The organism is Geodermatophilus telluris, from assembly GCF_900102745.1.
Lineage (GTDB): Bacteria > Actinomycetota > Actinomycetes > Mycobacteriales > Geodermatophilaceae > Geodermatophilus > Geodermatophilus telluris.
This window is the reverse complement of sequence record NZ_FMZF01000001.1, coordinates 903,621-918,109: the sequence shown is the minus strand read 5'-3', so window position 1 is coordinate 918,109 and position 14,489 is coordinate 903,621. Positions and strand designations below refer to the sequence as shown.

At 75.8% G+C, this 14,489-nt stretch carries 16 protein-coding genes; 7 read left to right on the top strand and 9 right to left on the bottom strand.

Annotation, left to right across the window (positions count from 1 at the left end; all coding sequences use genetic code 11):
- Window positions 1-44: 44 nt before the first annotated feature.
- Complete coding sequence (locus tag BLQ97_RS04450) at window positions 45-2,024, top strand: acetoacetate--CoA ligase (RefSeq protein ID WP_217637029.1); 1,980 nt, start codon at window positions 45-47, stop codon at window positions 2,022-2,024.
- Here the strand turns inward: BLQ97_RS04450 and BLQ97_RS04445 are convergent.
- The 4 genes from BLQ97_RS04445 to BLQ97_RS04430 all read right to left on the bottom strand — a co-directional run bounded on the left by BLQ97_RS04445 (window position 1,974) and on the right by BLQ97_RS04430 (window position 5,226).
- Window positions 1,974-2,693 (bottom strand): NUDIX domain-containing protein, encoded by a 720-nt coding sequence (locus BLQ97_RS04445; protein WP_091363479.1) that lies wholly within the window; start codon window positions 2,691-2,693, stop codon window positions 1,974-1,976. The two genes, BLQ97_RS04450 and BLQ97_RS04445, sit on opposite strands and share 51 nt — an antisense overlap.
- The gene (locus BLQ97_RS04440; protein WP_245691799.1) at window positions 2,690-3,061 is read right to left on the bottom strand and encodes a DUF4406 domain-containing protein; all 372 of its coding nucleotides are present in this window, start codon (window positions 3,059-3,061) and stop codon (window positions 2,690-2,692) included. The genes BLQ97_RS04445 and BLQ97_RS04440 overlap by 4 nt, the downstream gene beginning before the upstream one ends.
- Window positions 3,058-3,858: a DeoR/GlpR family DNA-binding transcription regulator gene (locus tag BLQ97_RS04435; protein WP_091363958.1), complete on the bottom strand. Its 801-nt coding sequence runs from the start codon at window positions 3,856-3,858 to the stop codon at window positions 3,058-3,060. Before BLQ97_RS04435 ends, BLQ97_RS04440 begins: the two co-directional genes overlap by 4 nt.
- 111 nt (window positions 3,859-3,969) lie before the next feature.
- Window positions 3,970-5,226, bottom strand: coding sequence for an MFS transporter (locus tag BLQ97_RS04430; protein WP_091363476.1), 1,257 nt, complete (start codon window positions 5,224-5,226; stop codon window positions 3,970-3,972).
- A 125-nt stretch (window positions 5,227-5,351) separates the two neighbouring features.
- Between BLQ97_RS04430 and BLQ97_RS04425 the strand changes: the two genes are divergently transcribed.
- Entirely contained in the window at window positions 5,352-6,632 is a 1,281-nt protein-coding gene (locus BLQ97_RS04425) for an MFS transporter (protein ID WP_091363474.1), read from the top strand.
- A gap of 77 nt (window positions 6,633-6,709) precedes the next feature.
- On the opposite strand, the gene BLQ97_RS04420 is transcribed toward BLQ97_RS04425, so the two are convergent.
- Window positions 6,710-8,416, bottom strand: coding sequence for an alpha-glucosidase (locus tag BLQ97_RS04420; RefSeq protein ID WP_091363472.1), 1,707 nt, complete (start codon window positions 8,414-8,416; stop codon window positions 6,710-6,712).
- Between the two features lie 57 nt (window positions 8,417-8,473).
- On the opposite strand from BLQ97_RS04420, the gene BLQ97_RS04415 reads away from it, so the two are divergent.
- From BLQ97_RS04415 to BLQ97_RS04400, 4 genes are all read left to right on the top strand, one after another.
- On the top strand, window positions 8,474-9,220 hold the full coding sequence (locus BLQ97_RS04415) for an SDR family oxidoreductase (RefSeq protein ID WP_245691797.1): 747 nt from the start codon (window positions 8,474-8,476) through the stop codon (window positions 9,218-9,220).
- Window positions 9,221-9,294: 74 nt separating this feature from the next.
- A complete protein-coding gene (locus tag BLQ97_RS04410; RefSeq protein WP_091363467.1) occupies window positions 9,295-9,672 on the top strand; it encodes an FKBP-type peptidyl-prolyl cis-trans isomerase in 378 nt (125 codons plus the stop codon).
- A 160-nt stretch (window positions 9,673-9,832) separates the two neighbouring features.
- Window positions 9,833-10,837 (top strand): cation diffusion facilitator family transporter, encoded by a 1,005-nt coding sequence (locus BLQ97_RS04405; RefSeq protein WP_091363464.1) that lies wholly within the window; start codon window positions 9,833-9,835, stop codon window positions 10,835-10,837.
- Between the two features lie 29 nt (window positions 10,838-10,866).
- Window positions 10,867-11,559 carry a DsbA family oxidoreductase gene (locus BLQ97_RS04400; protein WP_175471583.1) on the top strand — a complete coding sequence of 231 codons (693 nt, stop codon included), beginning with the start codon at window positions 10,867-10,869 and terminating at the stop codon, window positions 11,557-11,559.
- 47 nt (window positions 11,560-11,606) lie between these two features.
- Here BLQ97_RS04400 and BLQ97_RS04395 read toward each other — a convergent pair whose 3' ends face one another.
- Both BLQ97_RS04395 and BLQ97_RS04390 read right to left on the bottom strand, forming a co-directional pair.
- Window positions 11,607-11,849: an acyl carrier protein gene (locus tag BLQ97_RS04395; RefSeq protein WP_091363460.1), complete on the bottom strand. Its 243-nt coding sequence runs from the start codon at window positions 11,847-11,849 to the stop codon at window positions 11,607-11,609.
- A 95-nt stretch (window positions 11,850-11,944) separates the two neighbouring features.
- Entirely contained in the window at window positions 11,945-12,175 is a 231-nt protein-coding gene (locus BLQ97_RS04390) for a hypothetical protein (RefSeq protein WP_091363459.1), read from the bottom strand.
- An 81-nt stretch (window positions 12,176-12,256) separates the two neighbouring features.
- Between BLQ97_RS04390 and BLQ97_RS04385 the strand changes: the two genes are divergently transcribed.
- Window positions 12,257-12,781 (top strand): SRPBCC domain-containing protein, encoded by a 525-nt coding sequence (locus BLQ97_RS04385; RefSeq protein ID WP_091363457.1) that lies wholly within the window; start codon window positions 12,257-12,259, stop codon window positions 12,779-12,781.
- On the opposite strand, the gene BLQ97_RS04380 is transcribed toward BLQ97_RS04385, so the two are convergent.
- Both BLQ97_RS04380 and BLQ97_RS04375 read right to left on the bottom strand, forming a co-directional pair.
- Entirely contained in the window at window positions 12,757-13,179 is a 423-nt protein-coding gene (locus tag BLQ97_RS04380; protein WP_091363455.1) for a hypothetical protein, read from the bottom strand. The genes BLQ97_RS04385 and BLQ97_RS04380 overlap by 25 nt on opposite strands.
- Window positions 13,176-14,417: an NADH:flavin oxidoreductase/NADH oxidase gene (locus BLQ97_RS04375; RefSeq protein ID WP_091363454.1), complete on the bottom strand. Its 1,242-nt coding sequence runs from the start codon at window positions 14,415-14,417 to the stop codon at window positions 13,176-13,178. The genes BLQ97_RS04380 and BLQ97_RS04375 overlap by 4 nt, the downstream gene beginning before the upstream one ends.
- Window positions 14,418-14,489: the final 72 nt, after the last annotated feature.

Below are 14,489 nucleotides of genomic sequence, written 5' to 3'. Positions count from 1 at the left end.
TGGTCGCAGAGGCGTGGGGCGCGGCGCGGTGGCAGGGTGCGACCGTGACCGCCGACCCGACCGCCGCCCCGGTGCTCTGGCAGCCCACCCGCGAGAGCGCGGAGGCCACCCGGCTGGCCTCCTTCGCCCGGGAGGCGGCCGAGCGGCGGGGGCTCGACCTCGACCCGACCGACTACGACGCGATCTGGCGCTGGTCGGTCGAGCACCCCGACCAGTTCTGGGCCGACGTCGCCGTTTGGTCGGGGGTCCTCCCGCGCGTCCCCGACGACCGGGTGCTCACCCGCCGCGAGATGCCCGGCGCCGAGTGGTTCCCCGGCACGACGGTCAACTTCGCCGAGCAGGCGCTGCGCCACGCCACCGACGAGCACCCCGCGCTGGTCGCGGTGGCCGAGGACGCCGAGCCCGTCGAGGTGTCCTGGGGGCGGCTGTGCGGGCAGGTCGGCGCGTTCGCCGCGACGCTGCGCCGGCTCGGCGTGCGGCGGGGCGACCGGGTGGCGGGCTACCTGCCCAACGTGCCCGAGGCGGTGGTGGCCTTCCTCGGGGCGGCGAGCATCGGCGCGGTCTGGTCGTCGTGCGCGCCCGACTTCGGCACCCGCGCCGTCCTCGACCGGTTCGCCCAGATCGAGCCGACCGTGCTGGTCGCCGTCGACGGGTACCGGTTCAACGGCCGCGAGTACGACCGGCGCGACGTCGTCGCCGAGCTCCGGGCAGCGCTGCCGAGCGTGCGGACGACGGTCGCCGTCCCCCGGTTGTTCGAGCAGGAGGTGCCCGACGGCGCGCTGTCCTGGGCCGACGCCGTCGCCGACGAGCAGGAGCCGCAGTTCGAGGCGCTGCCCTTCGACCACCCGCTGTGGATCGTCTACTCCTCGGGCACCACCGGGCTGCCCAAGGGGATCGTGCACGGCCACGGCGCCGTCGTCCTCGAGGAGCACAAGCAGCTGGGCCTGCACGGCGACGTCGGCCCCGGCGACCGGTTCTACTGGTACGCCTCCACCGCCTGGATCATGTGGAACATCGCCACCTCGGCGCTGCTGCGCGGCGCGACCGTGGTGGTGCACGACGGCGCCCCGGCGTACCCCTCGGTCGACGCGCAGTTCGCCCTCGCCGCGCGCACCGGGATCACCTACCTGGGCACCAGCGCCGGCTACCTCACCGCCTGCGAGAAGGCCGGGATCCGCCCGGGGGACACCCACGACCTCTCGGCGCTGCGGACGATCGGCTCCACCGGGTCGCCGCTGCCGGCGTCGGCGTTCCACTGGGTGTACGACGCGGTGAAGCGCGACGTGTTCCTCGCCTCGGTGTCGGGCGGCACCGACGTCGCCACCGGGTTCGTCGGCAGCACGCTGCTGCTGCCGGTGACCGCCGGGGAGCTGCAGCGGCCGATGCTCGGCGTCGCCGCGGCCGCCTGGGACGAGGAGGGCCGGCCGGTGGTCGGCGAGCTGGGCGAGCTCGTCATCACCGAGCCGATGCCGTCGATGCCGCTGTACTTCTGGAACGACCCCGACGGCACCCGCTACCGCGAGGCCTACTTCGAGCCCTGGCCGGGCGTGTGGCGGCACGGAGACTGGATGGAGGTCACCGAGCGCGGCACCTGCCTGATCACCGGCCGGTCGGACTCCACCCTCAACCGCGGGGGCGTGCGCATGGGCACCGCCGACATCTACGCCGCCGTCGAGTCGGTGCCGGAGGTGCTCGACTGCGTCGTCCTCGGCGTGGAGCAGCGCGACGGCGGCTACTGGATGCCGCTGTTCGTGCAGCTCGCGCCGGGTGCGGACCTCACCGACGAGCTGCGCGACCGGATCCGCGCCGCCATCCGCAGCCAGGCCAGCCCGCGGCACGTGCCCGACGAGGTGCTCGTCGTGCCCGGCGTCCCGCACACCCGCACCGGCAAGCGGCTGGAGGTGCCGCTCAAGCGGCTGTTCCAGGGCGTGGCGCCGGAGAAGGCGGTCAACCCCGGGGCGGTCGACGACGCGTCACTCGTCGAGCACTACGCGGCGCTGGCCCGCGAGCGCGGCACCCGCTGAGGGACGGCGCGCCGAGAACGGGCCGCGCAGCGCCGCCCACTGCAGCAGCAGGACCGTCTTGGCGTCGGCGATGCGGCCGTCGTCGACCCAGGCCAGCGCCTCGTCGAACGAGAGCTCGAGGACCTCGATGTCCTCGCCCTCCTCGGCCAGCCCGCCCCCGGCCGACACCCGGTCGGCGGGGGTGTAGGGCCCGGCGAAGAACGCCAGCCGCTCGGTCACCGAGCCGGGGCTCATGAAGAGGTCGGGCAGCCGGGACAGCGGCCCGACGGCGACGCCGAGCTCCTCCTCGGCCTCCCGGCGGACGGCGGACTCGGCGTCCTGCTCGTCGAGCAGCCCGGCGGCGGTCTCGACCAGCAGCCCGTCGGGGGAGCCGTTGACGTAGGCGGGGAGGCGGAACTGGCGGGTGAGCAGCACGGTGCCGCGGTCGGTGTCGTACAGCAGCACCGTCGCGCCGTTGCCGCGGTCGTGGGTCTCGCGCTGCTCGGTGCGCCAGACGCCGTCGCGGCCGCGCCGCTCGAACGTCGTCCGCCGGTTGACGTACCAGGAGCTGGAGAGCAGCTCCACGTCGCGGACGACGACGTCGGGGTTGCCGGTGAGGTCGCGCCCGGCGCGGTCCAGCCCGGTCCGCCCCCGCGCGTCCGGGACGTCGACGCCGAGGACGCCGGTCACTCCGTCACCGCCGGCACCTCGTCGAGGCTGGTGTAGACCGCCGCGCCGCGGGCCCGGGCCAGCGCCACCATCTCGTCGGACCCCGCCGAGGCGCCGGGCAGCCGCAGCACGGCGTCGACGCGGGCCACCAGCCGCCGGCCCATCGGGTGGAAGACCTCGTCGAACGCGGCGTCGCCCACCCGCGTCGACCCGGCCAGCTCGGCCAGCGGCAACGCGAGGTCTTCCCCGTTGACGGCGAGGTGGCCGGCGCGGAACAGCTGCAGGCAGGCCTGCTGGATGGCGCGGTGGTTGGCCGCGATCCGCTCCGGGTCGTCGCCGGTGCCGCCGCGGTAGGGGCCGGCGACCAGGATCATCAGGGGCTCGTTCACACGAAGTCGACCTCCACGCCGGCGTCGTCGAGCGCGGCGAGGGTCTCCTGCGCCGCGGGGGTGAGCTGGGGGTCGCGGGCGCTGCCGTCCGTGACCAGGCGGCCGACCGCGTCCAGCGGGGCCACCGAGGCGAAGGCGCGGACGCCGAGCTTCGAGGCGTCGGCGACGACGAGGGTGTCGCGGGCCTGCTGGAGGCCGAGCTGCTTGACCGCGGCGTCCTCGAGGGTGAACTCCGACCAGCCCGCCCGGGCGTCGACCGCGCCGATCGACATGACGAACAGGTCGACGGTCAGCTGCCGCAGCACTGCGGCGGTCAGCGGGCCGGCGAGGCTGCGCTCGCCCGGGCGCGCCTCCCCGCCGACCACCAGCAGCCGGACGCCGGGCCGGTCGGCCAGCGCGTCGGCCACCGGCAGGCTCACGACCGCGACCGTGAACGGGCCCTCGCCCGCGGCGGCGCGGTCGGCCAGCGCCCGGGCGACGTGCACCGTCGTCGTCCCGGCGTCGAGCAGCACGGTGGCGCCCGGCTCGACCCGGGCGGCCGCCGCCCGGCCGATCCGCTCCTTGAGCCCGGCCTGCCAGCCCGCGCGGGCGGTGAACCCGGCGGCGCTCTCCGGCTCGGCGACGGCGACCGCGCCGCCGCGCACCCGCTCGACCAGGCCGCGGGCCTGCAGCGCGTCGAGGTCGCGGCGCACCGTCATCTCCGAGACGCCCAGCCGCGCCGCCAGGTCGGCCAGCGAGGCGCGGCCGGCGTTGCGCACCAGCCGCAGCGTCACGTCGAGTCGGTCGGGGACGGCCATGCGCACTTCCTACCACACTGGTGTGAGATCTGTGAAGGTATTGTGAGCTGTCCTCCCGATGGGGTCCGGTGGCGAGTCGTGCTCTGCCCACAGGTGTGGGCAGAGCACGACTCACCGGGAGGAGGCCCCGGGTGCGGCCAGGGCCTCGGCGTCGGCGTGGGCGACGTGCCCGAGCTCGCGCCACAGCACGGTCACCAGGACGGCGGAGCCGGCGAAGGCGAACCAGAACGGGCCGGTCACGCCCCAGACGCGGGCGATCACCCCGCCGAGTGCCTGGCCGACCAGGATGCCGCCGAACACCCCCATCGCGTAGAGGCTGCCCACCCGCCCCTGCAGGCCGGCCGGCACGGCGCGCATCCGCACCGTGCGCGACGTCGTCCCCCACACGAACGCGTGCGCGCCGAAGACGGCCAGCGCCGCCATCGCCACCCACGGCGTGCGGGTGAGCGCGAGCACGAGGTGGGTCAGCGTCTCGATCACCAGCCCGACCCGCATGAGGTGCGCCAGCCCGACGTGCCGCTCCAGCCAGTCGTAGGACGCCGTCCCCGCCATGCCGCCGACGGCGACCACGGTGGTGAGCAGGCCGAACCCCGCCGCACCCAGCCCCAGCCGCTGGTCGGCGTAGAGCACCAGCACCGACCACGCCGCCCCGTAGGTGACGTTGAACAGCACGATGGTGAGCGTCAGCGTGCGGACGGCGGGGTGGCCCCACGTCCAGCGCAGCCCCTCGGCGACGTCGCGGCGCACGGTCGCCCGCTGGGCCGGGCGCTGGACCACCGGCAGCCGCACGCGCGAGACCAGCACCGCCCCGAGCGCCACCAGCACCGCCTGGGCGAGGAACGGCCACGCGGCGCCGGCCACGAACAGCACGCCCCCGACGGCCGGCCCGGCCAGCTGGTTCATCGTCAGCGTCCCGGCGGTCATCCGCGCGTTCCCGGTACCCAGGTCGGCGCGCGGCACGACCATCGGCAGCAGCGTCCCGGCCGCGGTGTCGGCGAACACCTCGGCGGTCCCCAGCACGAACAGCGCGGCCAGGACGGCGGGGATGCCGACGTCGCCCGTGGCCAGCGCGAGGACGAGGACGGCGAGCACGCCGGCGCGCGCGAGGTCGACGGCGACCACCAGCGCCCGGCGGTCCACCCGGTCGGCGAGCACCCCGGCGTGCAGGCCGAACAGCAGCCACGGCAGCTGCTGCAGCAGCGCCGCCAGCGCCACGACCAGCGGGTCGCGGGTCAGCCCGGCCACGAGCAGGGGCCCGGCCGCGACCGCCACCCCGTCGCCGAGGTTGCTCACCCACGAGGAGGCGACCAGCCAGCGGAACGGGGTCCCCATCCGCGCCGGCAGCAGCGTCTCGACCAGTCCCCCCACGGCTGCCGGACCCTAGCCGCCGACCGTTCCTGCTCTCCTCCGGATAACCGCGTGCCTCCTGTCGGTGCCCTCCGCGAGCATGGGGTCCGGGCGCGACGGTGCGCCCGCCGACGACGGAGGGGGAGATGGCCACGCTGCCGCGCGCACTCGCGCCCCTGCGTTCCCGCGACTACCGCCTGCTGGCCTCGTCCATGGGCCTGTCGCTGTTCGCGCAGGGACTGTGGACCGTGGCGCTGGTCTGGCAGGTCGTCGAGCTCGGCGGCGGGCCGGGCGCGCTGTCGCTGGCCACCGCCCTGCAGGCCGCCGGGATGCTGGCGAGCACCCTGCTCGGCGGCGCGCTGGCCGACCGGGTGCCGCAGCGACGGATCCTGCTCGGCGTCGCGCTGCTGCAGACGGTGGCGGTCGGCACGGTCGCCCTGCTGTCGCTGGCCGGTGCGCTCGCGCTCGGGCCGCTGGCCGCGGCGGCGCTGGCCGGCGGGATCGCGACGGGCCTGTACTACCCGGCCTACTCCGCGCTGGTGCCCGGGGTCGTCCCGCCCGGCGAGCTGCTGGCGGCCAACGGCCTCGAGGGCGTCGTCCGCCCGGCGCTGGCGATGGCCGCGGGCCCCGCGGCCGGCGGCCTGCTGGTGGCCCTCTTCTCACCCGGTGCGGCGCTGCTGGCGACGGCGCTGACCTCGGCCGCCGCGGCCGCCTGCGTGGCGGCGCTGCCGACGCTGCCGGTCCGCCGGGAGGGGGAGCGTCCCGGGCTGCTGGCCGACGTCCGCGAGGGCGTGGCCTACATGGTCCGGACGCCGTGGCTGCTGGCCACGCTGCTGTTCGCCTCGCTGATGGTGCTGCTGATCATGGGCCCGTTCGAGGTGCTGGTGCCCTTCGCGGTGCGCGACCGGGCCGGCGGCGGTCCCGCCGAGCACGCCTGGGTGCTGGCCGCGTTCGGCATCGGCGGTGCGGTCGGCTCGGCCGTCGTCGCCTCGCTGCGGCTGCCGCGCCGCTACCTCACGGTGATGAACCTGTTGTGGGGCGCCGGCTGCGTGCCGCTGGTCGTGTTCGGGGCGACGTCGCAGCTGTGGCCGATGATCGCGGCGGCGGCGCTCCTCGGGGCGGCGTTCGAGGCCGGCACGGTCATCTGGGGCACGCTGCTGCAGCGGCGGGTGCCACCGGCGCTGCTGGGACGGGTGTCCAGCCTGGACTTCTTCGTCTCGCTGGCGTTCATGCCGCTGTCGATGGCGCTGGCCGGGCCGGTCAGCCAGTCGGTGGGCCTGACCGGCACGTTCCTGCTCGCCGGGCTGGTGCCGCCCGTGCTCGCGGTGCTCGCCGTCCTGGCCTGGCGGCTGCCGGCCGACGAGCTCGCCCACCCGCTCGACGTGCTCCCCGAGGACGAGGGCGAGCGGGTCGGCGAGCCGGCCTGACGAAGGACCCCGTCCTCCGCACCCCTCGCAGGCTCGGGGCGGGACCCGGGACGGGGCCGAGGAGCGGGACGGACTGCCTACGGCAGGCGCAGGACTCTCGCCTCCCAGGGGCGCAGGACCGCGGGGTCGTCCTCGGGCAGGTTCCCGAGGACGACCTCCGCGGCCACCGCCTCCGGCAGCAGCCCGGCCAGCGGCTGCGGCGTCGCGCTCAGGTTGCACACGACGAGCAGCGTCCGGCCGTCGAGGGAGCGGGTGAAGGCGTAGACCTCGTCGTGCTCCGGCAGCAGCATGCTGAAGTCACCCAGCGCGACCACCGGGTCCTCGTGCCGCAGCGCGATCAGCCGCCGGTGGTGGGCGAACACCGAGTCCGGGTCCGACCGCTGGGCCTGGGCGTTCCACTCGACGTGGTCGGGGTTGACCGCGATCCACGGCGTCCCGGTGGTGAACCCGGCGTTCGGCGAGGCGTCCCACTGCACCGGCGTGCGGGCGTTGTCCCGGCTCATCCGGCGCATCGCGGCCAGCACCTCGTCGGCGTCGGCGCCGTGCGACACCGCCTGCACGTGGTGGTTGAGCGACTCGACGTCGCGGAACTGCTCGAGCGCGGTGAACGGGAAGTTGGCCATCCCGAGCTCCTCGCCCTGGTAGACGTAGGGCGTCCCGCGGTGCAGGTGCAGCAGGGTGGCCAGGCAGGTCGCCGAGTCCCGCCGGTACTGCGGCGAGTCGTCGCCGAAGCGGGACACCGCGCGCGGCTGGTCGTGGTTGTCCCAGTACAGGGAGTTCCACCCGACGTCGGCCAGCCCGGCCTGCCAGCGGCCCAGCGACGCCTTGAGGTCGCGCATCCGCAGCGGCCGGGGGTTCCACTTGTCGCCGTCGAAGTCGAGCTGGACGTGCTCGAACTGGAACACCATGTCCACCTCGGCCCGCGCGGGGTCGGTGTAGAGCCGCGCCTGCTCGATCGTCACGCCGGGCATCTCCCCGACCAGCAGCAGCGGTTCGGGGTGGCCGGCGAACACCTCGCGGTGCATCTCCTGCAGGTACTCGTGGATGCGCGGGCCGTTGAGGAAGTGCGCCGTCCCGTCGCCGTGGGGCAGGCCCGGCAGCGGCGGGCCGTCGGGCAGCGAGCCGTCCGGGGCGACGGCCTTGCTGATCATGTTGATGACGTCCATGCGGAAGCCGTCGACCCCGCGGTCGAGCCACCAGCGCATCATCGCGTGGACCGCGTGCCGGACCTCGGGGTTCTCCCAGTTCAGATCGGGCTGCTTGGCGGCGAACAGGTGCAGGAAGTACTCGCCGCTCGCCTCGTCGAGCTCCCAGGTGGGGCCGGAGAAGAACGAGTGCCAGTTGGTCGGCTCCGCGCCCGGCTGCCCCGGTGCCATGCCGTCGCGCGGCGGCCGCCACCAGTACCAGTCCCGCTTGGGCGAGTCCGGCGAGGACCGGCTCTCGACGAACCACGGGTGCTCGTCGCTGGTGTGGTTGACCACCAGGTCCATCACCAGCCGGATGCCGCGCTCGTGCAGCGCCGCGATCACCCCGTCGAGCTGCTCCAGGCTGCCGAACAGCGGGTCGACGCCCTGGTAGTCGCTGATGTCGTAGCCGTTGTCGGCCTGCGGCGAGGGGTAGACCGGCGAGAGCCAGACGACGTCGACGCCGAGGTCGGCGAGGTGGTCGACCCGCTGCAGGATGCCGCCGAGGTCGCCGATCCCGTCGCCGTCGGAGTCCTGGAACGAGCGCGGGTAGACCTGGTAGACGACGGCACGGGTCCACCACGGCGACGGGTCGGGCACGGGCCCAGCCCAGCACGTCGCACCGCCACCCGCACCTGCGCGCTACGGTCGCCGACCGTGCCTCCCGGTGTGCTGCTCGTGACCGGCGGGAGCCGCGGGATCGGCGCGGCCACCGCGCGCGCCGCCGCGGCCGCGGGCTGGTCGGTCGTCCTCACCTACCGCGACGACGAGGCCGCGGCCGCCGCCGTCGTCGCCGACGTGCAGGCCGCCGGGCGCCCCGGGCTCGCCGTCCGGGCCGACGTCGCGGTGGAGGACGACGTCCTCGCCGCGTTCGCCGCCGCCGAGCGGCTCGGCCCGCTGACCGGCCTGGTCGCCAACGCCGGCGTCGTCGCGCCGCGGGCACGGGTCGACGAGCTCACCGCCGAGCGGGTGCAGCGGGTGCTGGCCGTCAACGTGCTCGGGGCGGTGCTGTGCTGCCGGGAGGCGGTGCGGCGGATGTCCACCCGGCACGGCGGGACCGGCGGGTCGGTCGTGCTGGTGTCCTCGGCGGCCAGCCGGCTCGGCTCGCCCGGCGAGTACGTCGACTACGCGGCCAGCAAGGGCGCCGTCGACACGCTCGGGATCGGCCTGGCCCGCGAGGTGGCCGGCGAGGGCGTGCGGGTCAACGTCGTGCGCCCCGGCATCGTCGAGACCGACATCCACGCCAGCGGCGGCCAGCCCGACCGGGTCGCCCGGATCGCGCCGACGGTGCCGATGGGCCGTGCCGGGCTGCCCGGGGAGGTGGCCGCCGCGGTGCTGTGGCTGCTCGGTGAGGAGTCCGGCTACTGCACCGGCAGCCTGCTCGACGTCTCCGGGGGGCGGTGAGCGACCCCGCCGGCGCGCTGTTTGGATGGGCGGGACCCCGTCGGGACCACCCGGCGCCGACCCGAGGAGCACCGATGTCCCAGCCCACCCGCCCCGACGTCGAGCCGCCCACCGGCCCCGCGCCCGCCGACCTGGTGATCGAGGACATCACCGTCGGCGACGGCCCCGAGGCCACGGCCGGCGACCTGGTCAGCGCCCACTACGTCGGCGTCACCCACGACGGCGGCGAGCAGTTCGACGCCTCCTGGGACCGCGGCGACCCGCTGGAGTTCCGCCTGGGCGTCGGCATGGTCATCCAGGGCTGGGACGAGGGCATCCAGGGGATGCGGGTGGGCGGCCGCCGGCGGCTCACCATCCCCGCGCACAAGGCCTACGGCGACCGCGGTGCCGGCGGCGTGATCAAGCCCGGCGCCACCCTCGTCTTCGTGGTGGACCTCGTCGGCGTCCGCTGACGACGTCGATGACCAGGTGACCTGATCCCGCCGCGTCCTCCCTCACCGTGCAGCGTCCTCCCCGACCGTGGGACGTCGGGTAGGACGCTCGACGATCAGGTCACCTGATCGTCGCGCGCCCGGTGGTTGTGCCGGGCAACGGGTGGGCACGGGAGCGGCCATGACCGAGCCCGTGCCCACCCGCACGCACGCGCTGACCGAGGAGGCGAGCGCCGGCGAGTCGGGCGGTGAGTCCACCGGCACCGTCGTCGTCGCCGGGCTGGCCAACCTCGGCATCGCGATCGCCAAGCTCGTCGGGGGCCTGGTCAGCCACTCCTCGGCGATGCTGTCCGAGGCGGCGCACTCGCTCGCCGACACGATCACCGAGGTGCTGCTGTTCGTCGCGCTCAAGCGCGGCACCCGCGCCCCCGACGCCCGCCACCCGGTCGGCTACGGGCGGGAGACCTACTTCTGGGCGCTGCTGGCCTGCCTGGCCACCTTCACCCTCGGCGCGGGCTTCTCCTTCTACCAGGGCGTCCAGACGATCGTCGAGGGCGAGGAGCAGGGCGACCCGCTCATCGCCTACGTCGTCCTCGGCGTCTCCTTCCTGCTCGAGGGCGCGTCCTGGCTCAAGGCCGTCCGGCAGGTGCGCGGCTCGGCCCGCCGCTGGGGGACGACGTGGCGGCGCTACCTCGCCGAGACCACCGACACCACGGTCAAGGCGGTCACCTTCGAGGACAGCGCGGCGCTCGTCGGCCTGGTGCTCGCCGCGCTGGGCCTGTTCCTGGAGCAGGTGACCGGCGACCCCGTGTGGGACGGCCTCGCGGCGATCCTCATCGGCGTCCTGCTGCTGGTCGTCGCCGGCGCCCTGGCCCGCACCAACGTCTCCCTGCTGATCGGGCAGTCGGTGCCCCGGACCGTCGAGGACCAGCTGCGCGCCGAGATCACCGCGCTGGACCAGGTCGTCGACGTCCCCGTGCTGATGACCTCGGTCATCGGCCCCGGCCAGCTCATCGTCTCGGCCAAGGTCGACTTCGCCGACGACGCCACGGTCGCCGACGTCGAGCGCGCCTCCGACGAGGCCGAGCGGCGGCTGGTCGCCCTCCACAGCGGTGTCCGCTACGTGTTCCTCGACCCGACGCCGGGCGACGGCCGGGCCCGCGCGGAGGTGCACCGGCCGGAATGACGCCGACCGGGCCGCGGTTGAGGGCCTCCGTGCGCATCGAGGTCTGGTCCGACGTCGTCTGTCCGTGGTGCTACATCGGCAAGCGCCGGCTGGAGGCCGCGCTCGAGCGGTTCCCGCACCGCGAATCCGTCGAGGTGGTCTGGCGGTCCTACCAGCTCGACCCGTCGATCCCGGAGGGCGAGACCCACCCGACGCTGCCCGCGCTGGCCGCCAAGTACGGCCGCCCGGTCGAGGAGGTGCGGGCGATGGTGCGGCACGTCGAGGAGACCGCGGCCGGCGAGGGCCTCGAGTACTCGCTGGCCGACGGCGTCAGCGGCAACACGCTGCTCGCCCACGAGCTGCTCCACCTGGCCGCCGAGCGGGGCCTGCAGGCACAGGCCAAGGAGCGCCTGCTGCACGCGTACTTCGAGGAGGGCCGGTCGGTCTTCGACGTCGACGCGCTCGCCGCGCTGGCCGTCGAGGTCGGCCTGGACGAGGCGGAGGTGCGCGCCGCGATGGCCGACCACCGCTACCGCCCCGCCGTCCTCGACGACGCCCGCACCGCGCAGGCGCTCGGAGCCACCGGCGTGCCCTTCTTCGTGGTGGACCGGAAGTACGGCGCCGCGGGCGCCCAGCCCGCCGAGCTGCTGCTGCAGCTGGTCGAGCGCGCCTGGGCCGAGCGCGCCCCGCTGACCACCGTCCCCGCCGCCGAGGGCTGCGACGGCGACACCTGCGCCGTCTGACGACGGAGGCCCCACCCGGCTCGGGTGGGGCCTCCGTCGTCGTGGGGTCAGGTCGTGGCGGGACCGCCCTGCTCGGTGCCGGAGATGTTCCGCAGGAACTCGTGGCAGCGCCGGGCGCGCGCCGAGTCCTGCTCCATGACCTCGCGGAAGAACGCGGCGATGTCGTCGAGTCCCGCGTTCTCGGCGTCGCGGACGTACTGGCCGTAGTCGTGCCCGGCCTTCAGCGAGTGGTACTGCACGGAGATCAGGTCGAAGGTGACGTCCTCGAAGCCGGTCTCACCGGTGGCCATGACTACCTCCTCGTCGACGGGGGTGGGCGCCCGAGCAGGTTCCCCGCCGCCGGGGTGCGGAAACGGACCGATCCGTCACGGACGGCGGGGTCGGCTCACGCCCCGGAGAACGCACCGCCGGTGACGTCGCCGCCGCCGGCGTCGTCGGCGAGGGTCTGCCCGGCCGTGGTCCCCGCGTCCTCGGCGGACAGCTCGTCCTCGCCGGTGGCCGCCGGGTCGTCCCCGGCCGAGGCGAGGTCGGCGCCCTCGCCGTAGGCACCGGGGTCGGCCTGCGTCGTCCGGGGGTCGTTGAGCGGGTCGGGGACGTCGGGGTCGGTGACGGTCATGCGCCCTCCCTGCCCGTGCCGGCGTGCTGACAACCCCGGCCGGCTGCGGCAGGGTCGGCGTCCCCGACGGAGGAGCACGCCGTGACCGCAGCCCAGCCCCGTGACGTCCCCACCGACCGCCGCGGCGTGGTCACCGAGGAGCCCGACGGCCGGCTGCGGCTGGAGTTCCGGCGCGCGTGGGGACAGGGCCCCGACGAGGTGTGGGCGGCGCTCACCGAGCCCGGCCGGCTGGCCCGCTGGATCGGCAGCTACGACGGCGAGCGGGCGCCCGGCGGCTCGGGCACGTTCACGATGACGCACGAGGCCGAGCCGGCCGCCGAGGCGCTGCGGATCGTCGAGTGCGACCCGCCCCGGCGGCTGGTCGTCGAGTGGCCCGACCAGGAGGGCTGGCGGGTCGAGGTGGCGGTCACCGTGGAGAGCGGCCGCAGCACCCTGCACCTCGTCCAGCGGTTCGCCGCCGGCACCGACGTCACCGACGTCGCGCTCGGCTGGCACTGGTACCTCGACAAGCTGGACGCCGAGGTGGGCGGGCGCCCGGCCCCGGCCGGCTGGGACGCCTTCCTCGCCGAGACCGGTCCGGCCTACGGCCGCGCGCCGGAGGCCTGAGCGCCCAGCACCGCCATCGCCCCCGCGGTGGCCAGCCCCACGGCCACCACCGCGGTCTCCGCCGGCTCGGCGGCGGGGGAGGCCAGCCGCTGCCGCACCAGCCGTTCCTGCAGGTAGCCGGGCACCAGGGCGGCGCCCACCCACCCGAGCACCGCGGCAGCGCGCGCGTCCGGTCGGGCGGCCAGCCGGGCCAGCGCCCACCCGTGGACGGCGAGGGTCCACGCCGGCGGGCCGAGCGCCGTCCCGGCCCACCACGCGTCGCGGCCCACCCGGGCCGGGTCGCCGGCCAGCAGCGGGGTGTCGAACGCGCGACGGCGGCGCAGCGCCAGCGCCTGCCCGGCCACTCCGGCGGCGAGCTGGACGGCGGCGACGGCGACCAGCGCCCGGCGACGGGTCACGGCGCCGCAGGCTGGTTCCTCCGGCCCCCGTTCAGGGGCCCGCCCTGAGCGGGCGAAGGGTGGGGGGAACGGGGGTCCTTCGTCTGCACCGGCCCGGGTCCCGTCCACGGGCCCAGCATGCCGAGGAACTCCCGCCGCCGGCCCAGCCGCGGCCCCGCCTGCACGGGGTAGGCGTCGTAGCGGCCGGTGAGCTCGCGGGCGGCGTGCACGGCGAAGTTCGGGTCCTCCTGCGCCTCCCGGGCGACCGCCACGAGGTCGGCCAGCCCCGCGGCGACGACGGCCTCGGCCTGGTGCGGGTCGACGATCAGCCCGACGGCCATCGCCGCGACGTCGGCCTCCGCGCGGACCCGGGCGGCGAAGGGGACCTGGTAGCCGTAGCCCAGGGGGTGCTGCCAGCCGCCCAGCCCGCCGCCGGACACGTCGACGACGTCCACGCCGCGGGCGCGCAGCTCGGCGGCGAACGCCACGGTGTCCTCGAGGGTGATCCCGCCCGGGGAGCCGTCGACGGCGGAGACGCGCACGAACAGCGGCCGGTCCTCGGGCCACTCGGCGCGCACCGCCTCGACCACCTCGAGCGGGAACCGCGTGCGTGCCTCCCGCGAGCCGCCGTAGCCGTCGGTGCGCCGGTTGGACAGCGGCGAGAGGAACTGGTGCAGCAGGTAGCCGTGCGCGGCGTGCACCTCGACGACGTCGAAGCCCGCCGCCAGCGACCGGCGGGTGGCGGCCGCGAACGCCTCGCGCACCTCGCCGAGCTCGGCGACGGTGAGCTCGTGCGGCACCGGCCAGCCCGGCCCGGCGGGGACGGCGCTCGCCGAGACGGTCGGCCACGGCGCCTCACCCGGCCGGGCGTCCTCCGGCGTGACGGCCGCCCCGCCCTCCCACGGGCGGTGGCTGCTGGCCTTGGCGCCGGCGTGCGCCAGCTGGATGCCCGCGACCGCGCCGTGCGCGCGCAGGAACTCCGCGGTGCGCGCCAACCCGGGGACGTGCCCGTCGGACCACAGGCCGACGTCGCCGTGGCTGATCCGCCCCTCCGGCGTCACCGCCGTGGCCTCGACGACGACGGTGCCGAAGCCGCCCAGGGCGAAGCGGCCCAGGTGCACGAGGTGGTAGTCGCCGACCAGGCCGTCGCGGACGGAGTACTGGCACATCGGGGCGACGACGAGGCGGTTGGGCAGGGTGACCCCGCGGAGGGTCAGCGGGGTCAGCAGGGCGGGCGTCGCGGGTGTGGGACTGGTCACGCCAGGAGCCCAACACCGCGCTGGCCTGGCCTCTTCCGGGGGACCACGGCGCGCGTGGCAAGACGTCCTAGA

Excerpts from the sequence above, each read along its gene's own strand:
- BLQ97_RS04435 (WP_091363958.1), bottom strand. The coding sequence starts at position 3,858 with ATGGCCGTCCCCGACCGACTCGACGTGACGCTGCGGCTGGTGCGCAAC.
- BLQ97_RS04425 (WP_091363474.1), top strand. The coding sequence starts at position 5,352 with ATGGCCACGCTGCCGCGCGCACTCGCGCCCCTGCGTTCCCGCGACTAC.
- BLQ97_RS04410 (WP_091363467.1), top strand. The coding sequence starts at position 9,295 with ATGTCCCAGCCCACCCGCCCCGACGTCGAGCCGCCCACCGGCCCCGCG.
- BLQ97_RS04405 (WP_091363464.1), top strand. The coding sequence starts at position 9,833 with ATGACCGAGCCCGTGCCCACCCGCACGCACGCGCTGACCGAGGAGGCG.
- BLQ97_RS04395 (WP_091363460.1), bottom strand. The coding sequence starts at position 11,849 with ATGGCCACCGGTGAGACCGGCTTCGAGGACGTCACCTTCGACCTGATC.
- BLQ97_RS04390 (WP_091363459.1), bottom strand. The coding sequence starts at position 12,175 with ATGACCGTCACCGACCCCGACGTCCCCGACCCGCTCAACGACCCCCGG.